This is a genomic window from Ruegeria sp. P8, from assembly GCF_056534665.1.
In genome coordinates, this window is record NZ_JBQERC010000001.1 from 234,911 (window position 1) to 261,195 (window position 26,285).

The window sequence follows — 26,285 nt, forward strand, 5'->3', positions numbered from 1 at the left end:
CTCGTTACCTCAACTCTCATTGTTTCGCCTCTGTGTGCGAATACGCATTAATGACCGTTTGCAGGATCGGCGTCAGGATCCCGGCAATGCGGTCTACTCCCGTTGGAGTGTCGATGAGATCGTTTCGAACCTCGACCATGACATTCGGAAGCCCCCGACTGATCGCATGTTCCTGCAATGTATGCGTGACGCCATCCGTGGCAGAGTAAGGTTCGTTCAACGCGGCTTTCAGACCCGAGCCCTTGGCACAGCGCAGCATAAGTTGGGCCGCCCTGTCGTCTTCGTCATGAAGAATGCCTAGTTCGACTGATCGTGTTTTTCCGTTGTAGACGGGCGTGAAGCTGTGCATCGTGACAACGACAGGCGGCCGGTCCCGTGCGTCCAGAGTAGACGACAACAGTTGTTTGAACGGCTCATAAACCTCGCGGATCCTTTGGGCACGTTGAGCGTCCGTCAGGTTTTCGTTGCCGGGAATGGAAAATACTTCGCTTACCTGCGGCATTGCATCTGCACGTTCAGGTGAGCGGTTGCAGTCGTAAACAAGTCGGCTGATGCAGGAATGAACCAGCGGCGCGTCCAAGGCCTTCGTCAGTTCGACCGAAAGCGCCAATGCGCCGATATCCCAAGCGGCATGAGACAATGCGGCGTCCTCAGTCAGGCCCAATCCATTCAGTGACGCTGGGATGAATCGGCTAGCATGTTCGCATACCAAAACGCACTGTGCCCGGCCGTCGGCGTTCTGCAAGCGGGCTGCCGGAGCTTCGGTTGGTAGTAGCATTGATGTCTCGGAATCGTGGTGCATAGGTAGCATTTGTTACAGCAACCTCAGACCTGTCAAGAAAATTACTGTAGACAAAATTACAAACGAACATATCCTGTAGAAAATTTCAGAAACGAAGGTGCCGATGGCCACCGTTGCGAAACTTGTCAAACAGCGGATCCAGGAAGAGCTTGACGATCTGACACGGTCAGAACGGCAGCTGGCCTCGGTACTTTTGCAGGATTACCCGATGACCGGCTTGCAATCGATCACCAAGCTGGCCGCTGCGGCGCAGGTCTCGACCCCGACGGTCATACGTATGGCACGCAAGCTGGGTTTCGACGGTTTTCCCGCCCTGCAGGATGCCCTGCGAGAAGAGGTTGCGGCACAGATCAAAAAGCCGATCTCGAAACGGGATGCCTGGGTTGTGGATGACGAGGCGGAACATCCCACAACGCGGTTTGCGCAGGCCGTTTGGACAAATATGCGCCACACGCTGGAACGTCTGGACAAAGAGATGTTCGACACCGTTGCCCAGCTTCTGGCAAACACGGATCGCCATCTTTACGTCGTGGGCGGGCGTATCACACGTTCAAATGCGGACTATCTGTTCAATCACATGCAGATTATTCGACCCAATGTGACGATGCTGGGCAATTCGGCAAACGTTTGGCCGCAGTACCTGCTTGATATGGATGAAACCTCGGTTCTGGTGATTTTTGATATCCGCAGATACGAGGCCTATCTCGAGAAGCTGGCGCAGGTCGCGTCCAACCGCGGTGTGACGGTTATCCTGTTCACCGACCAGTGGGGATCACCGATAGGCAAGACCGCCAATTACACCTTTCACGCACTGGTCGAGGCGCCATCCAGCTGGGATTCAACAATAGCGCTACAGCTGATATCGGAGACCCTGATCGCTGAAGTGCAAGAGGCACGGTGGGAAGAAAGCAAGGAACGCATCGAGGAACTTGAGCGGTTTTTCTCCTCGACGCGGATATTCCGCAGTCACGATTGAAGGCCGTACATCCACCGGGAAATATCACGGTTTTGGTCGCGCGAATTTTCACACTTCCCGCTTGACGCGCCCCGGCGCATGACTTAACCAGCGCAAACCATTTGCGGGTATAGCTTAATGGTAAAGCCCCTGCCTTCCAAGCAGGCTATGTCGGTTCGATTCCGTCTACCCGCTCCAATCCCCACTGATTTCTGCGTCAAATGGCCCTTATGGCTGGCTGTTTTTGGCAGGAATGCTTGACCGGAACGACGGCTGAGGCCAAGAAAGCGTTCACTTTGTAGCGTTCAATTCACAAGGGCCGGACATGGCAAGACAGACCGCCAATAAACCAGCACAATCAGCGGCTCCTGGCGCTAGCGAAGAGCGGGCCCGCTCAAGGAAAATCGGGGTGCTGGGGTCGCTCTGGCCCTTTATGAAGCCTTACAGGTTATTGATGATCGGGGCGACACTGGCTCTGATCCTGACGGCCAGCATGACGTTGACCCTGCCATTGGCCGTGCGACGCGTGGTTGACAATTTCCGCATTCAGGACGGTGAATTGCTGGACTGGTACTTTTTGGCAGCGTTGGGCATTGCCGCTGTTCTGGCTGCGGGAACCGGTATCAGATATGCGTTGGTCACACGGTTGGGGGAACGTGTGGTTGCCGATATCCGCAAGGCTGTGTTCGATCGCGTGATCGGCATGAGCCCCGAATTCTACGAACGTATTATGACCGGTGAAGTGCTGAGCAGGATTACCACCGACACGACCCTCATCCAATCGGTTCTTGGCTCATCTGTTTCCATCGCGCTGCGCAATATGCTGATGTTTATCGGCGGGCTGGTTCTGATGCTGTTGACCTCGGCCAAGCTGACCGGGCTTGTCTTGCTGCTTATCCCCGTGGTGGTGGTGCCGATATTGATTCTGGGTCGGCGTCTGCGCGTGATCAGCCGCGAAAACCAGGATTGGATTGCGGCGTCATCCGGAAACGCGGGCGAGGCATTGGGGGCGGTACAGACGGTGCAGGCCTTTACCCACGAACAAGCCAGCCGCCAGCAATTCGATGAGATGACCGAGATGTCCTATACTGTTTCACTGCGTCGGATTCAGACCCGTGCAGTGCTGACGGTGATTGTGATCTTTCTGGTATTTTCAGGTATCGTCGGCGTTCTGTGGATGGGTGCAAATGACGTGCGCAACGGTGTGATGACCGAAGGCGTTTTGATTCAATTCGTGATCTACTCGATCATCATGGCGGGTTCTGTTGCGGCCCTGTCCGAGATTTGGAGCGAGCTTCAGCGCGCAGCCGGAGCCACCGAGCGTCTTGTCGAATTGCTGAATGCCGAAGATACGGTTTCGGACCCCGTTAACCCCGCTCCTTTGCCAAAGGACGTCCGAGGCGAAATCCGGTTCGAAGATGTCAGTTTTCGCTATCCCGCGCGCCCCGATACAATCGCGCTGGATCACTTGTCGCTTCAGGTAAACCCGGGCGAGACCGTTGCCTTTGTCGGGCCGTCAGGGGCGGGCAAGACGACGATCATTCAATTGATTCAACGGTTCTATGACCCAAATTCGGGCCGAGTGATGCTGGATGGCCATGATCTGCGGGAATTGGATCGCACAGATTTCCGGAAGTTTATGTCTTTGGTGCCTCAGGATCCGGTGATCTTTGCCGCCTCAGCCCGCGAAAACATTCGCTTCGGTCGTCTGGACGCAACGGATGCCGAAGTAGAAGCCGCAGCCCGTGCCGCCATCGCACATGATTTCATTGCCGCCTTGCCCGATGGGTATGACAGTTTTGTCGGCGAACGCGGTGTCATGCTGTCGGGTGGGCAAAAACAGCGTATCGCAATCGCCCGCGCCATTTTACGCGACGCACCCGTGCTGCTGCTGGACGAGGCGACCTCGGCTCTTGATGCGGAGAGTGAACGTGCGGTGCAGGGCGCCGTGGATCAGATGCGTGCCGGTCGCACGACCCTGATCGTCGCGCACAGATTGGCGACTGTAAAGAAAGCCGACCGTATTGTCGTGCTGGAAGAAGGCCGTATCGTGGCGCAGGGCAGCCATGATGATCTGGTGTCCCAAGATGGGCTATATGCGCGCCTTGCACGACTGCAGTTCACAGATGGCGTTGCGGCAGAATAGGAGTGACGCGCGGGCATTTGTGAATTCGCCGTAGCGTCATTCTACATTTTACCCCCTTTGAAGGCTAAGGCCTCGCTTGCGCGAGGGTTGTTTTGCTTCCATCTTGGTTGCGAACAACAAGCTCGTGCAAAAACACGGGAGAAAAACGGGAGGAACCACATGGCCTTTGTGGGATTGGAAGACAAGACGCGCATGGAACAGGAAATGTCGTGGGAGGATCGGGATCTGCCTGTCACCTTCCATCAGCTCCTGTCGCGCACGGCGGGGAAGTTCCCAAACCACAATGCCATCAGTTTTCAGCTTTTTTCTGGCCCCAATGACAAAGCCGAAACCCTGACCTGGTCTGAACTTCTGGGCAAGGTCAATCAGGCAGCAAACCTGTTCCGCTCGCTGGGTGTCGGTGAAAAAGACGTGGTGGCCTATGTGCTGCCAAACTGTAACGAAACACTGATTACCATGATGGGCGGTGCAGTTGCGGGGATTGTGAACCCGATCAATCCGCTGCTGGAGCCCGAGCAGATTGCGGCGATCCTGCGTGAGACAGGCGCCAAAGTGGTTGTTACATTGAAGTCTTTCCCGAAAACGGATGTTGCCCAGAAGGTGGAAGAGGCGGTGCGCCACGCGCCCAAGGTCAACACCATTCTGGAAATTGACCTGAACCGGTACCTGACACCTCCCAAATCGTGGCTGGTTCCCTTCCTGCGCCCCAAGATGGGCGAAAAGGAAAAACTGGCGCATGCGGATTACAAAAACTTCAACAAGGAACTTGCCAAGCAACCAACGACGCTGACATTCGAGGACAGCAAGGACGATCGCGTTGCTTGTTTCTTCCACACTGGTGGGACCACCGGGATGCCCAAGGTGGCGCAGCATAAATACTCGGGTCTGATCTACAACGGCTGGCTGGGCAACACGCTGTTGTTTGACGAGAATGACGTCATCATGTGCCCGCTGCCGATGTTCCACGTCTTTGCTGTGCATGTGATCGTGATGGCCGCCGTTTCGTCAGGTGCGCATGTAATTTTCCCGACACCCGCAGGTTATCGCGGTGACGGTGTGTTCGACAATTTCTGGAAGCTGATCGAGCGCTGGAAAGTGAGCTTTATCATCACTGTTCCAACCGCGATATCAGCCAAGATGCAACGCCCGGTGGACGCAGATATCTCAAGTGTGAAAACCGCCTTTTCGGGTTCAGCGCCGCTGCCGGTGGAGTTGTTCCGCCGCTTCGAAGAGGCGACGGGCGTCACCATCGTCGAAGGCTACGGCCTGACCGAGGCCACCTGTCTGGTCTCATGCAACCCCGTGGATGGCGAGAAAAAGATCGGTTCGATCGGTATTCCGTTCCCCTATACGGATGTCAAAATCCTGCTGGATGGACCGGATGGGCCGACAGAGTGCGGTACTGATCAGATTGGTGAGATCTGCATCTCGAACCCCGGTGTGTACGCAGGCAACACGTATACTGAGGCCGACAAGAACATTGGTCTTTATCACTTTGACAAATACCTGCGTACGGGCGATCTGGGGCGGTTTGACGAAGACGGCTACCTTTGGATCACCGGTCGCGCCAAGGACCTGATCATTCGCGGTGGTCACAATATCGATCCTGCTGAAATCGAAGAGGCGCTGCTGGGTCACAATGCAGTTGCCTTCGCGGGGGCGATCGGTCAGCCGGACGCGCATTCGGGCGAAGTGCCCTGTGCCTTTGTTGAATTGGTTGATGGGGCGTCGGTCACTGAAAATGAGCTGCTGGAATATTGCAAAGTTCACGTGCATGAGCGAGCCGCACAACCCAAGCATATAACCATTCTTGACGAGTTGCCGAAAACTGCGGTCGGCAAGGTGTTCAAGCCGGACCTGCGCAAACACGCCATCACCCGCATCTACAATGGTGCTCTTGACGCTGCGGGTCTTGCTGCGCGGGTTGTTCTGGTGATCGACGATAAAAAGCGTGGCCTTGTCGCGCAGCTTGACGCGAACGGATCTTCGGAAGACGATGTCGCGAAAGTCCTGGGCGCATTTACCCGGCCCTGGGAGTGGTCCAAATAAGCCGGAGGAACAATGGACTATGAACGCCTGATCGACGAAGAAACCTGGGCGTTCATACGCCGCACGGCCGAAAGCTATCCGGATGATGCGGTCGATTTGTCCATCGAGGACCAGCGTCGCGTCTATGACACGATGTGCGAGCAGTTTCGCCAACCGCGCCCTGCCGGTGTCGAAACCCAGGACCTGTACGCCGATGGCGTGCCGGTCCGCCATTATACCGCCGGACATCCGACCAGAACGGTCGTCTATTTTCATGGTGGTGGCTTTGTTGTTGGCGGGCTGGACAGCCATGATGATGTCTGTGCCGAGTTCTGTGCCCAAACGGGATACCGCGTCGTTTCAGTTGACTACAGGCTGTGCCCTGAACATGTGCATCCGGCGCAGTTCCAGGATTGCTGGACGGCTGTGAAATGGGCGGCGGCTGAGTATGGCGACCCGCTTGTTCTGGCCGGGGATAGTGCGGGAGGAAATCTGGCAGCAGCTATCGCCCACCATGCGCGCGGGCGGCTGGACAATATACTGGGGCAGGTGCTGATCTACCCCGGTTTTGGCGGAGACCAATCGCGCGGCGCATATCTTGAGCACGCCCATGCTCCTTTACTGACACTGGACGATATTAAATTCTACGAAACCGTCCGATACGCAGGTACCCCGCCTCAGGGCGATCCGACTTACGCGCCCTTACAGGACAATGATTTCTCGGAACTGCCGCCTACTGTTGTGATTACCGCTGATTGTGATCCGCTCCGTGATGACGGGAAGGTCTATTGCGAGCGGATCAGTGCAGCTGGTGGTCTGGCCCATTGGATCAACGAACCTGGCCTTGTCCATGGGTACCTGCGCGCGCGAACCTCGGTAAAGCGCGCAGCAGACAGTTTCGAACGGATCTCGATCGCAATCGAAGCGCTTGGGCAAGAAATCTGGCCCTACGACTGACGCCAGCCAGTTACTTCAGGAACGGCTTAGCCTTCATCGTCTCTGCGAGGGGCGCACCCAAACGGTTCAGAATGGTCGGGGCCAATTGGACCTGATCTATCACGGTTTCAGCGTCAGGCCCGTCGGCATCACCGAAGTAATACAGCGCGGTTTCCTGTTGCAGTGGGCTGCGCCCACCGTGGTGTCCGCGCTCGTCCTGACCGTGATCGGCGGTGACGATCACCTCATACCCTAGTTGGCGCCAGCGTGGGATGAAAGGGGCCAGCATCTCGTCTGCAACAAAACAGGCATGATCCATTTCCTCGCAGTCGTGATAGAAACGGTGACCCATGCTGTCCAGTGTGCAGGTGTGCAGGATGCCATAGTCCAACCCAAAGCGCAGACACAGATTGGTCAGGGTCGCAAATAGATCGACGTCGGACGGGGTCATCTGATTGTCTTTGCCGTAACCGGTCATGCTGTGAAAGCGACCGTGATTGATGGTCTGGCTCTCTGGCTCGTCATATTCGACGTCGCGGACATAGTCGAACGGGTGACGGTTGAAGAACTGCGACCAAAAACTGTGCGTTACTGCCCCTGTCACGCCGCCGGCCTCACGTACCTGGCTAAAGATATCCTTGTGGCTCAGGCGAAAAACGTTGCCGTTTCCGGTGCAGCCGTGTTCTTGCGGGGTTACGCCCGTATGGATCGATGCATAGCAACTGGCCGAAGTTGAAGGCAGCACCGCGCGGTGTTTCCACACCCGAGCTTCGCCGCTGTCGACCCAACCTTCGAGGTTACCGAACAGGCGGCGGAAATTCCGGTATGGTACTCCGTCCAGGATGATCAATAGTAGTTTACGGTCCATGGTTCGGCCTTTTGATCTGAGTATTTCATGCGGACGATACGCGAGTTGAAACCACGCGCCTGTCAAATCGCGTCCCAAATAATAAATTCCCGACGTCAGCCAAGATGCAAAACGCCGGGAATCCATTTCTTCAAAGTGATGTTACAGGCGCAGAGATCAGTTCCCCGCGCTTTCCATTTTGCGATGGGCAACGACCTCTTCCAGCCAACCCAGATGCATCTCGGGCACCGAGCTCAGCAGCAGGTCTGTATAGTCGTCGAATGGCGGGCTGAGCACCTGGCTCTTTGGGCCATAGCGCGCCACGCGTCCCTGATACATCACCGCAATGCTGTCGCTGATCGCCCGAACCGTCGCCAGATCGTGGGTGATAAACAGGTAGGCCACATCCTCGATCTTCTGCAAATCCAGCAGCAGCTTGAGGATACCGTCCGCCACAAGCGGGTCGAGTGCCGATGTCACCTCGTCGCAGATGATCATCTTGGGCTTGGCCGCCAAAGACCGCGCGATACACACGCGTTGCTTCTGGCCACCGGACAACTCGGCTGGGTAACGGTCGATGAACTTCTCGCCCAACTCGATCTCGTCCAGCAACTCGACAACCCGTTTGCGTTTTTCGGCACCGCGCATGTTGAAGTAGAACTCCAGCGGGCGCCCGATGATCGTGCCGACGGTCTGGCGCGGGTTCATTGCCACGTCAGCCATCTGATAGATCATCTGCAACTCGCGCAGGTCCTCGCGGGATCGTCCGGCAAGATCAGGCGAAAGTTTGCGTCCGGCAAACGTAATCTCGCCATCGCGCGGCGGCAACAGGCCGGTGATCACCCGGGCGAGTGTCGACTTACCAGAACCGGATTCGCCCACAACTGCCAGCGTCTGCCCCGGATGAAGCTCGACATTGACGTTGTGCAGCACGTCGAAATTCAACCCCTTGTAACGTGCGGTGATACCGTCAACGCTCAACAGTGGTTCCGCTGTGGGCTGTTTTTCTTCGTGCTCGATCGAACGGACCGAGACCAGAGCTTGCGTGTACTCTTCCTGCGGGTTGTTGATGATCTGATCGGTTGACCCGTATTCAACCGTATTTCCCATCCGCAGAACCATGATTTCGTCGCTGACCTGCGCCACGACCGCAAGGTCGTGCGTGATGTAAAGAGCAGCAACACCGGTATCGCGAATGGCTTCTTTGATCGCCATCAGCACGTCGATCTGCGTGGTCACGTCCAGCGCCGTGGTAGGTTCATCGAACACCACCAGATCGGGTTCGGGGCACAGCGCCAGCGCAGTCATGCATCGCTGCAACTGTCCGCCTGAAACCTGGTGCGGGTAGCGGTCACCGATATTATCCGGGTCGGGTAGGCCTAGTTTGGCGAACAGTTCCCGCGCGCGGCCTTCGGCCTCTCTTCGCGAAAACTTCTTGTGCTCGACCGCAGCTTCGACAACCTGATCCATGATCTTCTTGGCCGGGTTGAACGACGCGGCAGCGGATTGCGACACATACGCAACCTCACCCCCGCGCAGGTTGCGGATATCGCCATGTGACGATTTCAGGATATCGCGCCCATTTACCCAAACCTCGCCGCCGGTGATTTCAACACCACCCCGGCCATAGGCCATGGAAGCGAGGCCGATGGTGGACTTACCGGCACCGGATTCTCCGATCAGCCCCAGCACCTTGCCGCGTTCGAGGTCAAAACTGACCCCGTGCACGATTTCGATGTCATGGGGTTTTTCACCCGGTGGGTAAACGGTTGCACCGATCTTGAGGTCACGGACCTTGAGAAGGGTATCACTCATCCCCGGCCTCCTTTCAGCGATGTGGTTCTGTTCAGGACCCAGTCAGCAACAAGGTTGACCGAGATCGCGAGCGTCGCGATGGCCACAGCCGGGTACAAAGCTGCGCCGATGCCATACACGATGCCGTCCTTGTTTTCCTTCACGATGCCGCCCCAGTCGGCCAGCGGTGGCTGAACGCCCAGCCCCAGAAACGAAAGGGTCGAGATGAAGAGGACCATAAAGATGAACCGCAGCCCGAACTCGGCCACCAGCGGTGACAGGGCGTTCGGCAGGATTTCACGGAAGATGATCCAGGCACGGCCTTCGCCGCGCAATTTGGCGGCCTCGACATAATCCATCACGTTGATGTCGACAGCAACCGATCGCGACAGACGATACGGGCGTGTCGCGTCCAGAAGGCCCATCACCAGGATCAGGATCGGGACCGTCACCGGGACGATGGCCAGAATGACCAGCGCCAGGATCAGCGTCGGGATCGACATGACCAGATCAACCGCCCGGCTGAGAACCTGATCGGCCCAACCGCCCAGAACCGCCGCCAGCAAACCCAGCGACGTGCCGGTTACAAAGCTGAGGATCGTAGCCGCAGCCGCAATGAAGATGGTGGTGCGCCCGCCGTAGATCATGCGTGTGAGCAGATCCCGACCGATATTGTCTGTGCCCAACAGATGTTCTGCGCTTGATTGCTCCCACACATCGCCAACCACTTCGGCCATACCGTATGGTGCAATCAAAGGTGCGGCCAAGGCGACAAAGAAATAGAGACCTGTGAAAAACAGACCGATCATCGCCGAAATTGGAATATTCTTCATCATTTCGGATGCCTCAGTCTTGGGTTGGCCAGGATCGATACGATGTCGGCCACCATGTTCAGCCCGATATAGACGGCGGCAAAAACCACACCACACGCCAGCACGACCGGCACGTCACGCTTGGTCACCGAGTCCACCAGGTATTGTCCCATGCCGGGATAAACGAACACCACTTCGACCACGACAACACCCACAACCAGATAGGCCAGGTTCAGCATCACCACGTTTACAATGGGTGAGATCGCGTTCGGAAAGGCGTGTCGCGCAATGACCTGAAAGTTTGACAACCCCTTCAGTTCCGCCGTTTCGATATAGGCTGACTGCATCAGGTTGAGGATCGCCGCGCGGGTCATGCGCATCATCTGCGCCAAGACCACCAGCGTCAGCACGAAAGCGGGCAACGCGATCGCATTGAGTTTTTGCCCGAATGACATCGAGTCGTTGATCATCGCAAGCGAGGAAAACCAGCCCAGCTTTACCGAGACATAGTAGATCACCACGTAGCCGATCAGAAACTCTGGTATCGACACTGTCGTAAGCGTGATGGCAGAGATCAGCTTGTCCGGCCAGCGGTTGCGGTAGCGAACTGCCAGCAAGCCCAGGAAGATGGCAAGCGGAACCGAAACCACGGCTGCGGCGCATGCCAGAAACAACGTGTTGCCCAACCGTTTGCCAATGCTTTCCGCGATGTCCAGCTTGTTGGTCAGGGACTGACCCAAATCACCTTGAACGATACCGCCCAGCCATTCGAAATAGCGGGTCAGGGCAGGCCGGTTCAGGCCCATTTCTTCGCGCAGGTTTGCAAGGGCCTCGGGGGTTGCGGACTGCCCCAGGACGGCTTGCGCTGCGTCTCCGGGAAGGGCTTCGGTCAGGCCAAAAATCAGGGCCGAAGCGCCAAACAGCAATAGGAGTCCCAGCGCTAAGCGCTGGGAAACCAGTTTGATGATAGGATGCATGATCCGTGGCCTGCTTTACGCGAACCACAACTTGCGCGACACTTGGCCGTTCATCATCTCGCCGTTGGGATCTTCTTCCCAGCCTGCCAAAACATTGCTGGATGCATCGACGAAGTTGTTGAACATCGGGCAGATCAGGCCACCTTCATCGCGGACCATTTGGCCCATCTGACTGTAAATACCTTTTCGTTTCTCCGTGTCCAACTCGGCACGGGCCGCGAAAAGCATGTCATCAAAGGCTTGAACTTTGAAGCGTGTGTCGTTCCAGTCTGCGGTTGACAGGTATGCGGTTGCATACATCTGGTCCTGCACCGGACGGCCACCCCAATACGAGGCGCAGAAGGGTTGCACGTTCCAGACCTCGGACCAGTATCCGTCATTGGGCTCGCGCTTGATTTCCAGTGGGATGCCAGCCTGAGCGGCCGTCTGTTGGAACAGTGCCGCAGCGTCTACTGCGCCAGGGAAGGCCCCGTCTGCAACTCGAAGGATGATCGGCGATCCGTCGTGGCCCGAGTTTTTGTAGTGCTCGGCCGCTTTTTCAACGCTGAACTCGCGCTGGGCGATGGAGGCGTCGAACAACGGGTAGGCCGCGTTTACCGGCATGTCATTCCCGACCGATCCATAGCCGCGCAGAACCTTGTCCACCAGTTCTTGCCGGTTGATGGCATATTTCAAAGCCAAACGCAGTTCGTTGCTGTCGAATGGCGCGGTGTCGCAATGCATGATGAACACATAATGGCCACGACCCGGAGTTGAGTTCACGGTGATATTGGGTGCGCGACCCAGCAGGTCGGCAACTTTGGGCTCGATCCGGTTCGCAAGATGGACCTGACCACCTTGCAGCGCGGCTGTCCGGGCGGTTGCGTCGTTGATCACCACGTTTTCGACACTGTCGAAATGCGCGTCATCGTTCCAATAGTTCGCAAACTTGGTGAACACGTGGCGGATCCCAGGTTCATCGACCTCAAGCTGATAGGGGCCAGTACTGATACCCGCTGCGGGATTGTCGATGCCACCATCAGGCTGAATGACCAGGTGGTAATCCGACATCAGATAGGGCAGGTCTGCGTTCGCCTCGACCAGCGTCACTTGGAAAGTGTCGCCATCTGCCTTCATGGACTCGATGCCCTTCATGACGCCCAGAGCACCAGACTTGGAGTCCTCGTTCGAGTGACGCTGCATGGTTTTCAGCACGTCTTCGCTGGTCAAGGTCTTGCCGTTGTGGAATTCGACACCCTGACGCAACTTGAAAGTCCAAACCTTGGCATCTGCGCTGCCTTCGACGCTTTCCGCCAGACGAGGCTCGATCGAGCCATCGGGCGCGACCTCAACCAGCGTGTCGCCAAAGTGACGGCCGTTCATATATGGGACCGAGCTGGCATAGGTTGCCGGGTCCAGTGAGTTTGTGGATTCACCGCCAAACAGACCCAGCTTCAGGTCACCACCCTTTTTCGGGCCAGCAGCCCGAGCGGCGTCTGCGAACATTGTGCTGGCCATCGCAGCCGAAACACCCAGCGCCGCGGCTTTCCCCATGAATTCGCGGCGGGTCATTTTTCCGGCTGTGACCTGACCGGCCATATGCGTGATTTGTTCGTTCATCGAGTATTCTCCCTATCGAGTGGTTTTAACCCTTTTCGGGTTTTTGTTGACGCATGAGTCAACGTTGACTTATTTCGGCGGACCGGGCAAGGATATTTCTCCTTGATGCCGAAGGCCGAAGCGCAAGTAACTTTGTTTGGCGCGATGCCCTTTCCACAAGAATATTATGATACAGTTCTGTTTCAGGCCAGTTTCCGGGCCTTTACGGTCTGGGGTGGTGTGATATGCGTCAGTTCATCCACGTATTGCGACAACCAAGTCCATGACATTGGTGCCAGTTGGCCCGGTTGTCAGCAAGGCTTGGGCTTTGTCCAGAAACGACCCGCTGTCAGCATTTATAAGCGCGGTCATCCCGCTGTCGTTCCATGTTGCACCGGTAATGATTCCCCCTGCCGCATTGGTCGGTCCGTCTGTGCCGTCCGTTCCGCCGACAACAACTGTCAGGTTTGGCTGCCCGGCAATCTCCTGCGCCAGCGCAAGTGCCAGCGCTTGGTTTCGTCCACCGCGCCCAGGGTGATCCGGCAAGACCACAGTCGGTTCCCCACCGAAGACCATCACGCCTTTTTCCATTCCGCGCAGCAGTTGGCCAAGGTGTGCGGCGACCTTCAGATAGTCATCATGCAGCGCCTCTTCATTGGCCCAAACCTTTAGCCCAGCTGCTTCGGCGGCTTGCACAACCGCATTGCGGGCATGGGCGTTCGAGGCCACGATCCGCGTGGTGGCTCCAAATGTGTGGCTGGAAGGCAAAGCGCCGATACCCGATCCAATGACATTGAGGTCGTCGCCCGGTACGTCCGAGATGGCCAGAACGGTCGCGCGCGCGCCCGCAAAGTGCGACAGTAACCCCCCGCCTTTGATGCGGGACAGTTTGCGCCGCTCAGCGTTCATCGCACCGATGTCCATCCCCTCTGAAAGCAACTTGCGGTTCAATGCTTCGAGATCGCTCAGTGATTTTCCGGGCAAAAGGTCTTCGGCCAACGAGGATGCGCCACCCGACACCAGAAGCAGCACATGTGATCCGGGGTCCATCTGTTCCAGCGCCTTACGCAGAGCACGCCCGCCCGCAAGGCTGCGGTTGTCCGGAACCGGGTGCGAGGCTTCGATCACCTCGACAGTGTCCGGCAAGTCACGGCCGTGATCGTCCTTGGTCACAACAAGCGTGGGAACCGTGCCGAACCGCGCCAAGGCCGCCCGTGTCATGGCGGCGGCGGGCTTGCCTACGGCCAGAATACGATCCGGATTCGGGATGTCGTGCAGAGCAGCTTCGGTGGCGGTGTATCCATCAACGGCCTCAACCCCGGCGCGCCAAAGTTGAACGGCTTGCTTTTCAGTATCCATCAAGTCTCCACCCAGATTGTGACCGGTCCGTCGTTGACAAGTTCAACGGCCATGTCGGCCCCGAATTGTCCAGTTTCCACCGCTACACCTTGCGCAGCAAGGTAGTTTGCGAAGGTATTATACAGATGCGCGCCAAGTTCGGGCGGTGCTGCAGTTGAAAACCCCGGCCTGTTACCGCTTGTTGTATCTGCCGCCAATGTAAACTGGCTGATCACCAAGGCTGACCCTTTTACATCCAGAAGCGAGCGGTTCATCTTGCCCGCATCGTCCTTGAAAATCCTGAGTCTGGCGGTTTTCCGGGCCAGTTTTTCAGCCTGGGCTTCATCGTCCCCCTGCATGGCGCAGACAAGAATCAAAAGCCCCGGACCGGATGCGCCAATGACATTGCCATCGACCGATACTTTGGCTTGCGAAACTCTTTGCAGCAATGCGCGCACGCGGTTCCCCCCCCTTGGCGATTATCTTGCCTGAGCGATGGTTTAGCCGCGCCAGTCGACAAAGTCACCCAGCGCGGCACGATCTGTGCGAAAGTTATTTGCGGGATGCTTTCTGTCTGAATACCCAAAGGAAATCGCGCACAGGATCAGACGGTCTTTCGGGATCTGAAAATATCTGTGCAGGAACGGGCCATACGCAGCTAATGCGGCCTGAGGAATGGTTGCCACGCCCAACGCCTGCGCTGCCAGCGAGAAAGCCGTAACAAACCCTCCGCAATCCATTGCGCCATATGGTCCAAGTTCCGCCGGGCTTGAGACGATGGCGCAATGCGGTGCATCGAACAGAGCGAAATTGCGCATCAATTGTTGGGCCGATCCTGCCCGGTCCCCGCGTTCCACACCGACGGCTTCATAGAGCGCCCAACCGCACGCGCGGCGGCGGTCTTGATAGACGCCGGTGTATGACGCGGGAAACGGAAGATCGGGGGCCGGTACGCCTGTTTCAGCTTCGTTTTGCATCGCAGCACGAAACCTGTCGGTCTCTGCGCCGCTTGTGATTACCAATTGCCACGGCTGCGCGTTACACCAACTTGGGACCCGGGCCGCGCTGGCCACGATTTGTTCGATCTGCTCGTTTGGTACAGGGTCGGGCAGGAAGGCCCGGCAGGAATGGCGATTTTTCAGAAGGTTATTCAGTTCTGCAAATGACACGGGCGCCTCGTTTCTACGTCTCGACACTTAGGATGATCATGCCACGCCAGATGTACAAGAGACCGCTATTGCTGCCCGTTGGCTGCCAGATACCCGACAACCCCGGCTACGAGCAGGCCCAGAATAACGGCAATCGTGATCTTGATGGCTGACCAGGGGCGTTCCCCCTGAACCCGCCCGGTTCGGCCGTTCACCACAAATCGATAGGTTTGCCCGCGATATTTGTATGCCGCCAGCCAGATCGGTAGCAGAATATGCTTGAACGTGACGTCTCGTACCTCGGTGTCTACCGTGTGGATACGCTGCTTGTCGCCCCCAATATCGAAACGAACATCCCGTTCGATCACGCGCGCCATATGCGCGCGGGCCTCGCTGTAGCCATCTTTCAATTCGACCGTATACGCTTCGGCGCGAAACCCGGCGAGGTATTCTGGCTGGTAAGGTTCAAGTGCCGGCAGATCCCAAGGCTGCAACGCGTCAGTGTAAGCCTTGGGCAACGACTGCGAAGCCAGCACCAGGACATCGTCAAAAAAACGCGCAACACGACCCGATTTGGGCGACCAGCGCACCTTTGGTACTTGTTGCTGAACCCGTTTACCATCCCGCATCACAGTGTGGGTTTCATAATAGATCACGCCGCGCTCACCACGGTAGGCGGATTTGGTGTCGGCATCAAAGGTCCAGTACGGCACATAAATGCCCTGCATCTTGCGGCCCTTGCGGGCATAGTCCTTCAACCCGTTGGGCGCGAACCATAACCGCCCCAACCAATCGCTCATCGCCTTATGCGCCTCGCGCTCGTCGAAGGCAAAAGGCAGAACGCCCTTCGGCTTGATATGCCGGTTCACGCCGGTGTCGGTTACCACCGGCGTGGCACAGAACGGGCATTCCGCAGCGTGCGTGTTGGGGTCGAATTCAACCTGCGCTGCGCAGTTCGGGCAGGACAGAACGCGCGTCTGTTCAAGCTCGCTGTCAGGCAGACGGTCCGCAATGGCCGCGTCAAAATCCAGTTCGCGCAGGCTGGCACCTTGCCACGGACCCGATCCGATAGGTTCGGAATAACCACAATGATCACATGTTAGCGTACCATTGCTAGGACTGAACCGGTAATCCGCGCCGCATTGCTGGCAGGGGAAGCGGTGCTCTGCAAGGTCAGGGGCGTGTGTCATACGTTACCCAATAGTGTCAGGTCAGATGGAGGAGTCTCGCGCTTCGGTCAGGCCCCCGGCGGCGGTGGCGGCAGAATGGTGAACAGTTGCGCCAGTTCCTGCACGTCACCGGCCTTTTTCCAGCCGTCCTGGCCCGCGGTCCAGACATAAGTGTCGCGGGTCAGATCGCCCTCGCTGGCCATTCGGCCCATCCTGGCTTTGGAATATGGGCCGCTGGTCTGCCCATCCACGGCGATATGCCAAACATGCTCGACCGGTGGCGGCGGCGGGGCCGTATGAGTTGCCGGTCTTGGGGCAGCGGGGGCGGGCGATCCCCACGGGCCGTTTGGCTGGCCCGCTGCCATGTTTGACATCTGCTGTGCCATCGCCATGCCCATTCCCATGCCAAGACCTGCGCCCATGCCACCGCCTTGGCTGGGGTTGCTGGCCGCAGCCGTCATTGCCTCTGCTGCGGAATACTGTGTGAATTTGCCCAGATCTCCGGCCAATCCCATCGAGGTCCGCTTGTCCAATGCGGCCTCGACCGCCGGAGGAAGCGAAATATTCTCGATGTAGAATTCCGGCATCTCCAGCCCATAGCCTTCCAACACCGGGGAAACTTCAGCCGCTATCAATTTGCCCAGATCGGCCGTGTTCGCCGCCATGTCCAATACAGGAATACCTGACCCCGAAATAACGCGGCTGAACTCCTGCACGATGATGTTGCGCACCTGAAAGCTGATCTCGCTCATGGTGAATTCGCCGTCAGTTCCAACGATTTCCACAAGGAACCTAGCCGGGTCTTTGACCCGAACGGTATAGGTGCCATAGGCGCGAATGCGGGTCGGACCAAACTCGGGGTCGCGCAGCATGATTGGGTTCTTGGTCCCCCATTTCAGGTCGTTGAACCGGGTCGTATTGACGAAGTAGATCTCGGACTTGAACGGCGACTGAAAGCCATGATCCCAGTGCTGTAATGTGGTCAGGATCGGCATGTTGTTGGTCTCAAGCATATAGAGACCTGGCGTGAACACATCTGCCAATTGCCCTTCGTGCACAAATACAGCCGCCTGACCTTCGCGCACCGTCAGCTTGGCACCGTATTTGATTTCATGGCCTTCACGCTCGAACCGCCAGACCATGGTGTCGCGAGTGTCGTCAACCCAATGGATGACGTCAATGAATTCTCCGGTCAGAAAATCGAATATTCCCATTTGGGTTCTCCTGTCCTTGGGGTCAGAGCGGCTGCCCCATCAATTCCCGGGCAATGACATGCACGATGGGGCGGGCCTGATCGACTGTCACGCCGGGCTCAAGCCGCTTGTCATAAAGCATTGTCAGTAGTTTTTCGTCATGGCTCGTCAGCAGGGCAAACTCGTCATCATCATTGAAGATCGATGGGCGCGCTGCCGGGCTGTCGTTAGACAATCCCAGCCCCTGTGCGATTTCTTCGTGGATACAACTGCGACGGACCAGATCAGTCAACTCGGCCCGGATCAACGCAACGGCGCGTACATATTTATACGGAGACGCCGTTGTCGCCGAGGCAAAAACAAAACAATCGAAATTCGATCTCGGATTTGCGACCAGATCAAGCGAAGCCTGACTGATATTCGGGATCAGCTGTTTCAGTCGTGACACCACATAGGTGCTGTCGTCCTTGCCCGCGAAGAAGACGTGGAAATTTGCGTTTCGGGAGACCACGGAAATCGGATGATCCGTCAGCCTCGCCAGGCGCGAGGCAAAGGACTGAACCCGTTCCGCATCCTGTTCCCGTACAGCAGGCAGCACGGAAGGCCCAAACTCAGTCTGGATGCGCACCGGCCCCGACCAACGGCTGAGCTGCCCGTCTGTCTGGCGCGACCCGATGGAAACGTTTTGGGTCGGATATTCGCTGTAGAACGCAATCGCTTCGAAATTTCGCGCCAGATCCTGGGCGTCATAGGGCGTATCGGGCCCGCCCCCGTCTGTCCGCAATAACCCCCGCACCAAGAGGTCGCGTTCGACACGCTGGTAAAACCGCGCCAGATCCTGACTTGCGGCAGAGGGCGGTACATAGGCATTCGCCGCAACAGAAACAGGCGCCGGGCGCGCTTGCGGCGCAATCGAGGATGTCAGTGTTTCATCGCAATTGGCCAAAGCCAAAAACGCCGCCATCCCCAGCGCCTTTTTCAGATATGTAATATCCCGCACGCCCAGTTCAGCCTCAGCCGGGGACAGCGGTTCCGGCGTTGTCGCCGGTCCCGTCTCGTCGCGCCTTGGCGGATGCCAGAGTGTCGCGCAGTTCCGCCTCCATCTTCTGCAACTCGGCCTCAGCGGCAGCACGTTTGGCTTTTCCTTCATCCGCAATGGCCAGGCTTTCGTTGATGGTGCCGATCAGGTCTGCGTTGGCCTTTTTGACAGCTTCGATATCGAACACGCCGCGTTCCATTTCCTCGCGGATCATCTTGTTCGACTGGCGCAGATTGGCAGCATTCGAAGTCAAAAGCTCGTTGGTCAAATCGTTGGCGTCGCGCACCGCGGCGGCAGCTTCGGCGCTGCGCTGAATGGTGACGGCCTGTGCCAGTTGCGTTTCCCACAGCGGCACGGTGTTCACCAGCGTCGAGTTGATCTTTGTGACCAGCGACTTGTCGTTCTCCTGCACCAGCCGGATCGACGGCAGCGACTGCATCGTGACCTGACGCGTCAGTTTCAGATCGTGCACGCGGCGCTCCAGATCGTCACGCGCGGCGCGCATGTCACGCAGTTCCTGCGCTTTCATCACCTGTTCTTCTTCTGGCGCGGCCTGAACGGCGGCTTCCCTTTCGGGGATGTCATGGCTGTCCAACTCGGTCAGCTTTTCTTCACCCGCCGCGATATACAGCGCCAGTTCATCGTAAAAACCCAGAGTTTTCTCGTACAGCAGGTCCAGCGATTTGATGTCCTTGAGCAGTGTATGTTCATGTCCCAGAAGATCGTCGGTTATGCGGTCGATCTGCTCCTGAACTTCTTCAAACTGAGCGGTAAATTTCGCAAATGGTGCGGCTCTGCCCAGCAGCCTTTCCCACCAGCTGCGCTCGCGGCGCACGTCCAGCTCACTGACCGAAAATCCGCGGATCGTGGTCACGATATTGCGCAGGCTGTCTCCTGCCGGGCCAACATCCTTGTTGCGCACATCCGCAAGCATGGCCTGACTGATTTCCTGCAATTCGGCCTGAGCGGAAGACCCGAAAGCAACAATCGAGTTGGTGTTGCCCATGTCAATCTCGTCCATGCGCTTGCGGATCTCGGCACTCACGGGTTCATCGGCTTCTTCAAGCGAGATAACCTCGGCCTTTGGTTCGGGCAGGGCAACTGCGGTGACTTCCTGCACCAGTGTTTCGGCCTGAGCCGCCTTGTTCTTGATCTCATCGGACATGGGGATGTTCCTCGCTCAAATAATGGCCGGTCAGTCCAACCGGACGCCTTCGCGCTGCAATCTTTCGCGCAGCACGTCGATTTCGACCGTCAGATCACTGCGGTCATCCAATAGCATTTTCCGCGTACGCGCGGCGAAATTCTGTTCCAGATCATCCAGCAAGGCGACGTAGTCTGTCATCGCCTGCGCATCACGGGTCCGGGCGTAAACATCGGCAAACTTGACCGTCGCATCACGCGCGCCCTGTAGATAAACCGTCATGTATTTTCGCGCGCCCGCCAGATCGCGGGGGTCTTCCTCGACCGTTCGAAAAAGGTCACGTGCGGTGTCCTGAAACCGTTCCAAACGGGCTTCGATCCGGCGATCACCCGCGCGTTTGATGGCGTCCGTCATCTCGGAAAGACGGTTTTCCGCATCCTCAACGACCCGGGCAACGCGATCTTGCTGAAAGGTGTCAATTCCTTCCATGCCCTTGTCCTTCATCGGGTCAAACCCGAAGGAGGCCGAATGCAGCACCGTTGCTGCAGCGCCGAACAAGACGGGGGCTAGCAGGCTGACTTGCGATACCGCTTCCGCATTCAGAAACTCGGTCCGGTAGGACGCAAGAGCGGCGCCCAGACCTGTCAGAAGGCTGGCAAAGATTTTACGGGGAAACGCAGGCCGGCGGGCAGCCTTACGGGCGTTAAACGCGGCTTCGGCCCGCAGACCTTCCCGCAGTAAAAACGCAGCTGCCGTCAGCAGGCCAGCTGCGATCAGACCAATGGTCATGCCTATCGCGCCGTCGTTCAGCGACAGAAACACCAATGGGATGGCCGGTATGAACAGGACATTGGCACGCGCGCCCGCAGGTTCGACCCGCGCGCCATCGAATTGCCCACGGGGCTGAAGAGTATCGCCGGACGTATCATCCTGAGGGCTGTATTTGCCGCCAAATCGCTTTGCCATGCGTTACAAGCCCCCAAGCACGCCTGTGCACACGCCAAACAAAAGCACCAGCAATACGGCGTAGGCGAATTTTTGCACTCCGCTTCCGGACATCACGCTCCCCAAATAGCAGTAATCACAGAAAATTTAGGGGATACGCAGGCTTGGCGCTAGGGGGAAGGTTGCCGAACCTGCATCACTTGCGGGGATTCTTGCCGATGGGCGGGCGTTTTCTTTGTGGTCGCGTCGGGCGTTTGGGGGCCGCTTCGGGTTTGGCATCCGAATCCAGGCCAAGTTGATCGCGCATAACGCGGCGGCGGATTTCTTCGACTTCGCCTGGCTTCAGATTGCCCAATTGGAACGGTCCGTATGAAACCCGCAACAAACGGTTCACACTAAAACCGATATCTTCCATGGCCCGACGGATTTCTCGGTTCTTTCCTTCGCGCAGACCGATGGTCAGCCAGGCATTGGCCCCTTGCTGGCGATCCAGCGTGACGGTCATCGGCTGGAACCGCTCTCCCTCAATCACCAGACCTTTGCGCAGAGGTTCGAAATCTTCGTCTTTCGGGCGGCCGTTTACCCGCACACGGTATTTGCGCAACCAGCCGGTCGCGGGCAGTTCAAGCTTGCGCTTGATAGCACCGTCATTGGTCAGCAGCAGCAGACCTTCGGAATTCAGGTCAAGCCGGCCAACGCTCATCACCCGAGGCATGTCTTCGGGCAGCTTGTCGAAAATCGTATCGCGCCCTTTTTCGTCGCGGGTTGTCGTAACCAGCCCAGCGGGCTTGTGATACAGCCACAAGCGCGAGGGTTCCGGTTCCGAGACCGGTTTGCCGTCGACCACGATCTTGTCTTTCGCCGTCACGTTCAGGGCGGGGCTGTCGATGATCTTGCCATTCACGGCCACGCGGCCAGCTTCGATCATGCGCTCGGCCTCGCGCCGCGACGCGACGCCAGCGCGGGCCAGGACTTTGGCGATCCGGTCGCCGGGAGGAGGGGTCTTGTTCATGTCTGGGCCATACCCTATCCCGCGCGCTTGCGAAAGGCAGGTTTCTGATGCAGTCAGGGGCATGGTGTTCAAATCGCATATGGAACAGGCGCTGCGTGAGGCGCGCGCGGCAGCGGATCGCGGCGAAGTGCCCGTTGGCGCGGTCATTGTCGGGCCGGATGGCTCTGTTGTGGCGCAGGCAGGAAACCGGACGCGTGAGTTGAACGATCCTACTGCGCATGCAGAAATCTTGGCTTTGCGCGCGGCCTGTGCCAATGCCGGATCTGAAAGACTGCCCGGATATGATATCTATGTGACACTGGAACCCTGCGCCATGTGTGCAGCGGCACTGGCGGCCGCGCGCATCCGGCGCGTTTACTATGGGGCGTCCGATCCCAAATCCGGCGGCGTGGCCCATGGCGCGCGGGTTTTTTCCCACCCGCAAGCGCATCACAAGCCTGAGGTCTATGACGGCATAGCCGCCAAAGAATGTGAAATCCTGATGCTGGATTTTTTCGCGGAAAAACGAATAGAAAAATGACCGTGATCTGACAGGACGGCCACTGTCAGTTCCAGTCCAGGCGATACACTGTCTGCTGCCCGCCGAACCCTTTCAGTGCGACCGATTTTGGCGAGCTAAATCTCAGACCGCCCTCCGGGCTGACCAGCAATCTGGTCACGTCGGTGACATGAATTTCATTCGGGCCACTTACGTCTGTCACGCGCGCAGCCTTATTGACGACGGACCCGAAGAAATCCTCATCTTTCTGTATGACGTCGCCGGTATGAATTCCAATCCGCAGACCCAGAGGTGTTTCGGAATTTGCCAATGCGTTCTTTCTTTGCAGCTCGATTGCTGCCTGAATCGCATCCTGGACCGTCGGGAAGATCGACATCGTGCCATCCCCAAGGGATTTGACCAGCCGTCCCTGATGGACTTGGATAAGGTGTTCAGCCAGATCAAAATGGCCGGAAATAAGCTGGGCCCATTTTTTGTCACCCAAGTGCCGGGTGATATCTGACGACCCGACAATGTCAGTGAACATGACCGAAGCGGTTCCCTCGGTCTGATCCTGTGTGAACTCCTGTTTTGCGGCTTCGATCAGTGCATTCAACACCGAATGCTCGATGCCGATCTTTTCCATGTTCGAGGTCGGGTTAGACACATGCAGCTGCACCATTTTCCAGACGCCGTCTTCCAGATGCAGAACAAATGTAAAGCGGTGCCAGGCTGAATTGCCGTTCGAATGAAAGGTCAGCGTCGCTTCGCAAAATGCCCAGCCTACATCCCCACATTCAAACGCTTCCAGCGAATGTTCCTGCCAGTCATAGTCCGGGATTTCGTTGGTGTGATCGGCGAAGCCACGCCGAAACACCTGCCCGGACCATGCCTCTTCATCCGCCGAGCCCTGATACCGCAGGTGTTCCGAGGATGACAGCATATTGACCAGCGCAGCCCGATCCTTGTCATGAACGGCCTGATTCCATCGCCGTACAACTGCGATCAGTTCCGGTGAAGGGACAATGTCGCTGGTCATATCATCCCTACAGCTTTATCGCCTGCATAACTTGCGGTTCGATGACGTCTACACCCGGCAAAGCACCTGCCAGCGCCTGAGCGGATTGCTCAAGAATCGGGAAGGTCTTGTAGTGGCAGGGAATTACCGTCTTGAAGTTGAAGTATCTTTTGGCGGCGTAGGCGGCAGCTTTCATATCCATGGTGAAATGCCCGCCCGCTGACAGGATTCCAATATCGGGTTTGTAGTAATCCCCCATCCAGTCCATGTCGGCCATGATGTCGGTATCACCTGAAACATAAAGTATGCGCCCCTCGGCACTGATCATGAAGCCGACCTCGCTGCCGCCTGTGCGCAGGCCGTCCGGTGTCGAAAAGGTCGAGCTGTGAGAGGCCGGGACCATTGTTACCTTGACCCCGTTCAGGTTGACCGTGCCGCCCTTGTTGAAACCAATGGTCTCGATGCTTTCGGCTTCGGCCCAGTACCCCATCAGGTCATATTGTCCCACAACCGGAATCTTCAGGTGTTTGGCCAAAGGCAGAACGTCGACGACATGGTCAAAATGCGTATGGGTCAGAAGGATGTGGGTGGCGCCATCAACGGCGGCGTCATGCTGTTCCTCGGGCAAGACCGGGTTGCCGGTCAGCCAGGGGTCGATTAGCAGCACCTGTCCCTGGGTTTCGATACGGAAACTTCCATGGCCCAACCAGATAATGTTCATAATTATTTCCTCCCAATCATTCTGTTGGCGGCAGCCTAACATCGGATAAGTAAATTTCCATGGATTGGTTTCGTGAAATAGACGGGTACTGCGAGCGGCTGTCTCCAGCCTACTGGGCCGAGCCCGTTAACGCGGTCACAAACGCTGCTTTTCTGATTTGCGCATGGGTCATGTGGCGGCGCGTGCGCAATCAGAACATGCCGCTGGCCAAGGTTCTGGTGGCGCTTCTGGCGATCATCGGGTTTGGCAGTTACCTGTTTCACACGCATGCGCAGGTATGGGCGGCTTTGGCGGATGTCGCGCCCACACTGTCGTTCATTTTGGTCTATATCTTTGCGGTGAACAAAAACATCTGGAGGATGCCTTTGGGGCTGGCGTTCGGTGGAATGCTTCTTTTTCTTCCCTATGCGGCTGCTGCTGTCCCACTTTTCCAAAAGGTTCCGGGGCTTGGAGGGTCGGCGGTTTATGCGCCGGTCGCTTTGCTGATCCTGATCTATGCTGTTGCGTTGCGCGACCGTGACCAGATTCTGGCCAAAGGGCTGACAATCGGGGCGTTGATCCTGATCCTGTCGATTGCCTTCCGTGCCCTCGATATGCGTCTCTGTGTTCAATGGCCGGTGGGGACACATTTTATGTGGCATATCCTGAATGCCATTACACTGGGCTGGATGATCGAAGTGTATCGTGCGGCCCTCATCAGGGGCCGCTTCACCCAAACTCGTGGATCATGAGCATATGTCGGGGAGGCCTGTCGTGACCATCCTTCAGACTTATGATTCGGTCGGTGAAACGGCGCGGCCCTTTTCTCAGTCTTGAAAGGCTGCGGCCAGATGATCCGGCAGGTCGAATTCGCACAAAACCCGTGCGCGGCCCTCGGGCGACATCTTGCGGGCAGTCTTCTCAACGATGCTTTGGATTTTCTCGGCTGAGTGTTTCGCCGCAAAGGGCTGGAAATACCATTTCAGAAATACAAAGCAGATCACATCTTCCAGCGCCTGCACCTCTGCATCGCGTTTGATGCCTTGCTTGCGCAACATGCGACCCGCGGCTTCGGCCTGCTCGGCGTCATAGCCTTCTTGGGTCATCAAACTCATTACCACATCCGCGTGATGCACACCCTGCGCCTTGCGCCAGGCCAGATAACCCGCCCGGCCTTCAGGGAATTCATTGCGGGCAAGTTTCCACCGCTCCACATGTTGACCACGCGCCGCAATCTGCAAGGCGTCGGACGCGCCCGGAAACAGTCGGTCAAGCTCTGCGCTCATCCGCTCGCCGTAAAGCTGCGCTTCGGGGCGGCCATCATCGCGGTTGGGGTCATTTGCGTTGGCCGCATCGATGGCATCCAAGACCGCTTGTTTTTGCGTGTTCATCAGCTGCTCCACTGGCTTATTGGAGCCGCAAGTGCCTTATGCAGTTCCATTTTGGTATTTGCAGCAATGCTAACGACTCGGATTGGGCTGTGCACCCTCGAATATGCGCTTTGGCCGGGTCGGAGAGGGGAATTCCGACCCGGCCGGAACCTGCGCGTTACTTTGCAGGTTTAACCTTGTCCTGTGTGACCGGTTCCGTCACAGGCGACGGGAAGGTCAACGTGCGTGTCAGGTTGCTTGTGTCGATACCCAAGGCCATGGCCGGTGCGGCCAAAAAGGTGGCGGACAAGACTGCGGCAATCATCAGGGGTTTCATGGTTTTCTCCGGTTTGCGTTGTGTCGCACAAATAGAAATGAACAGTATAGTTCAGTTTTCAAGATCAATATTGAACTAATCAGTTTACTTTTTTGCATACCACTCATTCAGTTTTGAATGGCGGGTGTCATGTGGGGGATCAAAAACTCGCCACGGCCTGTGGCGCAGCGGTCTTGCGACTGCCGCGACAGACAGGTAAACGCCCCATAACGTAGATGAGGGAAGCCGATGTCGATTGACCAAAGCACCGCCGCCAAAGTGGCCAAACTGGCCCGGATCAAGGTCGAGGATGACGCGCTCCCGGCGCTGGCATCCGAGTTCAACACCATCCTCGGGTTCATCGAACAGCTGAACGAAGTGGATGTCGAAGGTGTCGAGCCGATGGTTTCGGTCACGCCGATGCGGCTGAAACGCCGTAAGGACGAGGTGACCGACGGCAGCCAGCAGGACAAGGTTCTGGCCAACGCCCCTGATGCCCGCGAAGGGTTCTTCGCAGTCCCTAAAGTGGTGGAGTAAGAC

Annotated in this window: 26 protein-coding genes and 1 tRNA gene; 8 read left to right on the forward strand and 19 right to left on the reverse strand. The window is 57.3% G+C overall.

Annotated features, from left to right (window positions below):
* Positions 1 to 16 precede the first annotated feature (16 nt).
* Entirely contained in the window at positions 17 to 778 is a 762-nt protein-coding gene (locus tag ACR0BZ_RS01165) for an N-formylglutamate amidohydrolase (protein ID WP_480919238.1), read from the reverse strand.
* 127 nt (positions 779 to 905) lie between these two features.
* On the opposite strand from ACR0BZ_RS01165, the gene ACR0BZ_RS01170 reads away from it, so the two are divergent.
* The 5 genes from ACR0BZ_RS01170 (at position 906) to ACR0BZ_RS01190 (ending at position 6,888) form a co-directional block, all read left to right on the forward strand.
* A complete protein-coding gene (locus ACR0BZ_RS01170; protein WP_267364875.1) occupies positions 906 to 1,778 on the forward strand; it encodes a MurR/RpiR family transcriptional regulator in 873 nt (290 codons plus the stop codon).
* A gap of 103 nt (positions 1,779 to 1,881) precedes the next feature.
* Positions 1,882 to 1,955, forward strand: a tRNA-Gly gene (locus ACR0BZ_RS01175).
* A 127-nt stretch (positions 1,956 to 2,082) separates the two neighbouring features.
* On the forward strand, positions 2,083 to 3,903 hold the full coding sequence (locus ACR0BZ_RS01180; RefSeq protein WP_267364874.1) for an ABC transporter transmembrane domain-containing protein: 1,821 nt from the start codon (positions 2,083 to 2,085) through the stop codon (positions 3,901 to 3,903).
* Between the two features lie 159 nt (positions 3,904 to 4,062).
* The gene (locus ACR0BZ_RS01185) at positions 4,063 to 5,952 is read left to right on the forward strand and encodes an acyl-CoA synthetase (protein ID WP_480545786.1); all 1,890 of its coding nucleotides are present in this window, start codon (positions 4,063 to 4,065) and stop codon (positions 5,950 to 5,952) included.
* 12 nt (positions 5,953 to 5,964) lie between these two features.
* Complete coding sequence (locus tag ACR0BZ_RS01190) at positions 5,965 to 6,888, forward strand: alpha/beta hydrolase (RefSeq protein ID WP_480919239.1); 924 nt, start codon at positions 5,965 to 5,967, stop codon at positions 6,886 to 6,888.
* 10 nt (positions 6,889 to 6,898) lie between these two features.
* Here ACR0BZ_RS01190 and ACR0BZ_RS01195 read toward each other — a convergent pair whose 3' ends face one another.
* From ACR0BZ_RS01195 to ACR0BZ_RS01260, 14 genes are all read right to left on the reverse strand, one after another.
* Positions 6,899 to 7,735: an alkaline phosphatase family protein gene (locus ACR0BZ_RS01195; protein ID WP_267364868.1), complete on the reverse strand. Its 837-nt coding sequence runs from the start codon at positions 7,733 to 7,735 to the stop codon at positions 6,899 to 6,901.
* 156 nt (positions 7,736 to 7,891) lie between these two features.
* A complete protein-coding gene (locus ACR0BZ_RS01200; RefSeq protein WP_480506186.1) occupies positions 7,892 to 9,529 on the reverse strand; it encodes an ABC transporter ATP-binding protein in 1,638 nt (545 codons plus the stop codon).
* Positions 9,526 to 10,341 (reverse strand): ABC transporter permease, encoded by an 816-nt coding sequence (locus tag ACR0BZ_RS01205; RefSeq protein WP_480919457.1) that lies wholly within the window; start codon positions 10,339 to 10,341, stop codon positions 9,526 to 9,528. The genes ACR0BZ_RS01200 and ACR0BZ_RS01205 overlap by 4 nt, the downstream gene beginning before the upstream one ends.
* On the reverse strand, positions 10,341 to 11,297 hold the full coding sequence (locus ACR0BZ_RS01210; RefSeq protein WP_209504642.1) for an ABC transporter permease: 957 nt from the start codon (positions 11,295 to 11,297) through the stop codon (positions 10,341 to 10,343). The genes ACR0BZ_RS01205 and ACR0BZ_RS01210 overlap by 1 nt, the downstream gene beginning before the upstream one ends.
* Before the next feature lie 15 nt (positions 11,298 to 11,312).
* Entirely contained in the window at positions 11,313 to 12,896 is a 1,584-nt protein-coding gene (locus ACR0BZ_RS01215) for an ABC transporter substrate-binding protein (protein WP_267364865.1), read from the reverse strand.
* Between the two features lie 234 nt (positions 12,897 to 13,130).
* Positions 13,131 to 14,234 (reverse strand): glycerate kinase type-2 family protein, encoded by a 1,104-nt coding sequence (locus ACR0BZ_RS01220; RefSeq protein ID WP_480919240.1) that lies wholly within the window; start codon positions 14,232 to 14,234, stop codon positions 13,131 to 13,133.
* On the reverse strand, positions 14,234 to 14,671 hold the full coding sequence (dtd, locus tag ACR0BZ_RS01225; protein WP_480919241.1) for a D-aminoacyl-tRNA deacylase: 438 nt from the start codon (positions 14,669 to 14,671) through the stop codon (positions 14,234 to 14,236). The genes ACR0BZ_RS01220 and dtd overlap by 1 nt, the downstream gene beginning before the upstream one ends.
* Positions 14,672 to 14,713: 42 nt before the next feature.
* Positions 14,714 to 15,382 (reverse strand): nitroreductase, encoded by a 669-nt coding sequence (locus ACR0BZ_RS01230; protein WP_480919242.1) that lies wholly within the window; start codon positions 15,380 to 15,382, stop codon positions 14,714 to 14,716.
* A 65-nt stretch (positions 15,383 to 15,447) separates the two neighbouring features.
* Positions 15,448 to 16,551 carry a TFIIB-type zinc finger domain-containing protein gene (locus tag ACR0BZ_RS01235; RefSeq protein WP_480486414.1) on the reverse strand — a complete coding sequence of 368 codons (1,104 nt, stop codon included), beginning with the start codon at positions 16,549 to 16,551 and terminating at the stop codon, positions 15,448 to 15,450.
* A gap of 47 nt (positions 16,552 to 16,598) precedes the next feature.
* Positions 16,599 to 17,744 (reverse strand): SPFH domain-containing protein, encoded by a 1,146-nt coding sequence (locus ACR0BZ_RS01240; RefSeq protein WP_480919243.1) that lies wholly within the window; start codon positions 17,742 to 17,744, stop codon positions 16,599 to 16,601.
* Between the two features lie 22 nt (positions 17,745 to 17,766).
* Positions 17,767 to 18,687, reverse strand: a complete 921-nt coding sequence (locus ACR0BZ_RS01245) for a DUF2927 domain-containing protein (protein WP_480506381.1) — start codon at positions 18,685 to 18,687, stop codon at positions 17,767 to 17,769.
* Positions 18,688 to 18,736: 49 nt separating this feature from the next.
* Entirely contained in the window at positions 18,737 to 19,927 is a 1,191-nt protein-coding gene (locus tag ACR0BZ_RS01250) for a toxic anion resistance protein (RefSeq protein ID WP_480582816.1), read from the reverse strand.
* A 30-nt stretch (positions 19,928 to 19,957) separates the two neighbouring features.
* The gene (locus ACR0BZ_RS01255) at positions 19,958 to 20,872 is read right to left on the reverse strand and encodes a 5-bromo-4-chloroindolyl phosphate hydrolysis family protein (RefSeq protein ID WP_480919244.1); all 915 of its coding nucleotides are present in this window, start codon (positions 20,870 to 20,872) and stop codon (positions 19,958 to 19,960) included.
* Positions 20,873 to 21,047: 175 nt separating this feature from the next.
* Entirely contained in the window at positions 21,048 to 21,863 is an 816-nt protein-coding gene (locus ACR0BZ_RS01260) for a pseudouridine synthase (protein WP_480919245.1), read from the reverse strand.
* Positions 21,864 to 21,924: 61 nt separating this feature from the next.
* On the opposite strand from ACR0BZ_RS01260, the gene ACR0BZ_RS01265 reads away from it, so the two are divergent.
* Entirely contained in the window at positions 21,925 to 22,383 is a 459-nt protein-coding gene (locus ACR0BZ_RS01265; RefSeq protein ID WP_480919246.1) for a nucleoside deaminase, read from the forward strand.
* Positions 22,384 to 22,408: 25 nt separating this feature from the next.
* On the opposite strand, the gene ACR0BZ_RS01270 is transcribed toward ACR0BZ_RS01265, so the two are convergent.
* Both ACR0BZ_RS01270 and ACR0BZ_RS01275 read right to left on the reverse strand, forming a co-directional pair.
* Positions 22,409 to 23,380, reverse strand: a complete 972-nt coding sequence (locus ACR0BZ_RS01270; RefSeq protein WP_480919247.1) for an adenylate/guanylate cyclase domain-containing protein — start codon at positions 23,378 to 23,380, stop codon at positions 22,409 to 22,411.
* Positions 23,381 to 23,387: 7 nt separating this feature from the next.
* Positions 23,388 to 24,080, reverse strand: a complete 693-nt coding sequence (locus tag ACR0BZ_RS01275) for a metal-dependent hydrolase (RefSeq protein ID WP_480919248.1) — start codon at positions 24,078 to 24,080, stop codon at positions 23,388 to 23,390.
* A 59-nt stretch (positions 24,081 to 24,139) separates the two neighbouring features.
* On the opposite strand from ACR0BZ_RS01275, the gene ACR0BZ_RS01280 reads away from it, so the two are divergent.
* A complete protein-coding gene (locus tag ACR0BZ_RS01280; protein WP_480919249.1) occupies positions 24,140 to 24,811 on the forward strand; it encodes a ceramidase domain-containing protein in 672 nt (223 codons plus the stop codon).
* Positions 24,812 to 24,886: 75 nt separating this feature from the next.
* Here ACR0BZ_RS01280 and ACR0BZ_RS01285 read toward each other — a convergent pair whose 3' ends face one another.
* Together ACR0BZ_RS01285 and ACR0BZ_RS01290 are read right to left on the reverse strand one after the other, a co-directional pair.
* Positions 24,887 to 25,450 (reverse strand): DUF4202 domain-containing protein, encoded by a 564-nt coding sequence (locus ACR0BZ_RS01285; protein ID WP_480493731.1) that lies wholly within the window; start codon positions 25,448 to 25,450, stop codon positions 24,887 to 24,889.
* A gap of 157 nt (positions 25,451 to 25,607) precedes the next feature.
* Positions 25,608 to 25,766, reverse strand: coding sequence for a hypothetical protein (locus ACR0BZ_RS01290; protein WP_209504628.1), 159 nt, complete (start codon positions 25,764 to 25,766; stop codon positions 25,608 to 25,610).
* 228 nt (positions 25,767 to 25,994) lie between these two features.
* Between ACR0BZ_RS01290 and gatC the strand changes: the two genes are divergently transcribed.
* Positions 25,995 to 26,282, forward strand: a complete 288-nt coding sequence (gene gatC / locus ACR0BZ_RS01295) for an Asp-tRNA(Asn)/Glu-tRNA(Gln) amidotransferase subunit GatC (protein ID WP_480919250.1) — start codon at positions 25,995 to 25,997, stop codon at positions 26,280 to 26,282.
* The last annotated feature ends 3 nt before the right edge of the window (positions 26,283 to 26,285 follow it).

Coding starts and splice junctions, on each gene's coding strand:
- ACR0BZ_RS01165 (WP_480919238.1), bottom strand. CDS start 778: ATGCTACTACCAACCGAAGCTCCGGCAGCCCGCTTGCAGAACGCCGAC.
- ACR0BZ_RS01170 (WP_267364875.1), top strand. CDS start 906: ATGGCCACCGTTGCGAAACTTGTCAAACAGCGGATCCAGGAAGAGCTT.
- ACR0BZ_RS01180 (WP_267364874.1), top strand. CDS start 2,083: ATGGCAAGACAGACCGCCAATAAACCAGCACAATCAGCGGCTCCTGGC.
- ACR0BZ_RS01185 (WP_480545786.1), top strand. CDS start 4,063: ATGGCCTTTGTGGGATTGGAAGACAAGACGCGCATGGAACAGGAAATG.
- ACR0BZ_RS01190 (WP_480919239.1), top strand. CDS start 5,965: ATGGACTATGAACGCCTGATCGACGAAGAAACCTGGGCGTTCATACGC.
- ACR0BZ_RS01195 (WP_267364868.1), bottom strand. CDS start 7,735: ATGGACCGTAAACTACTATTGATCATCCTGGACGGAGTACCATACCGG.
- ACR0BZ_RS01200 (WP_480506186.1), bottom strand. CDS start 9,529: ATGAGTGATACCCTTCTCAAGGTCCGTGACCTCAAGATCGGTGCAACC.
- ACR0BZ_RS01205 (WP_480919457.1), bottom strand. CDS start 10,341: ATGAAGAATATTCCAATTTCGGCGATGATCGGTCTGTTTTTCACAGGT.
- ACR0BZ_RS01210 (WP_209504642.1), bottom strand. CDS start 11,297: ATGCATCCTATCATCAAACTGGTTTCCCAGCGCTTAGCGCTGGGACTC.
- ACR0BZ_RS01215 (WP_267364865.1), bottom strand. CDS start 12,896: ATGAACGAACAAATCACGCATATGGCCGGTCAGGTCACAGCCGGAAAA.
- ACR0BZ_RS01220 (WP_480919240.1), bottom strand. CDS start 14,234: ATGGATACTGAAAAGCAAGCCGTTCAACTTTGGCGCGCCGGGGTTGAG.
- ACR0BZ_RS01235 (WP_480486414.1), bottom strand. CDS start 16,551: ATGACACACGCCCCTGACCTTGCAGAGCACCGCTTCCCCTGCCAGCAA.
- ACR0BZ_RS01240 (WP_480919243.1), bottom strand. CDS start 17,744: ATGGGAATATTCGATTTTCTGACCGGAGAATTCATTGACGTCATCCAT.
- ACR0BZ_RS01245 (WP_480506381.1), bottom strand. CDS start 18,687: ATGGCGGCGTTTTTGGCTTTGGCCAATTGCGATGAAACACTGACATCC.
- ACR0BZ_RS01250 (WP_480582816.1), bottom strand. CDS start 19,927: ATGTCCGATGAGATCAAGAACAAGGCGGCTCAGGCCGAAACACTGGTG.
- ACR0BZ_RS01255 (WP_480919244.1), bottom strand. CDS start 20,872: ATGGCAAAGCGATTTGGCGGCAAATACAGCCCTCAGGATGATACGTCC.
- ACR0BZ_RS01260 (WP_480919245.1), bottom strand. CDS start 21,863: ATGAACAAGACCCCTCCTCCCGGCGACCGGATCGCCAAAGTCCTGGCC.
- ACR0BZ_RS01265 (WP_480919246.1), top strand. CDS start 21,925: ATGGTGTTCAAATCGCATATGGAACAGGCGCTGCGTGAGGCGCGCGCG.
- ACR0BZ_RS01270 (WP_480919247.1), bottom strand. CDS start 23,380: ATGACCAGCGACATTGTCCCTTCACCGGAACTGATCGCAGTTGTACGG.
- ACR0BZ_RS01275 (WP_480919248.1), bottom strand. CDS start 24,080: ATGAACATTATCTGGTTGGGCCATGGAAGTTTCCGTATCGAAACCCAG.
- ACR0BZ_RS01280 (WP_480919249.1), top strand. CDS start 24,140: ATGGATTGGTTTCGTGAAATAGACGGGTACTGCGAGCGGCTGTCTCCA.
- ACR0BZ_RS01285 (WP_480493731.1), bottom strand. CDS start 25,450: ATGAACACGCAAAAACAAGCGGTCTTGGATGCCATCGATGCGGCCAAC.
- ACR0BZ_RS01290 (WP_209504628.1), bottom strand. CDS start 25,766: ATGAAACCCCTGATGATTGCCGCAGTCTTGTCCGCCACCTTTTTGGCC.
- gatC (WP_480919250.1), top strand. CDS start 25,995: ATGTCGATTGACCAAAGCACCGCCGCCAAAGTGGCCAAACTGGCCCGG.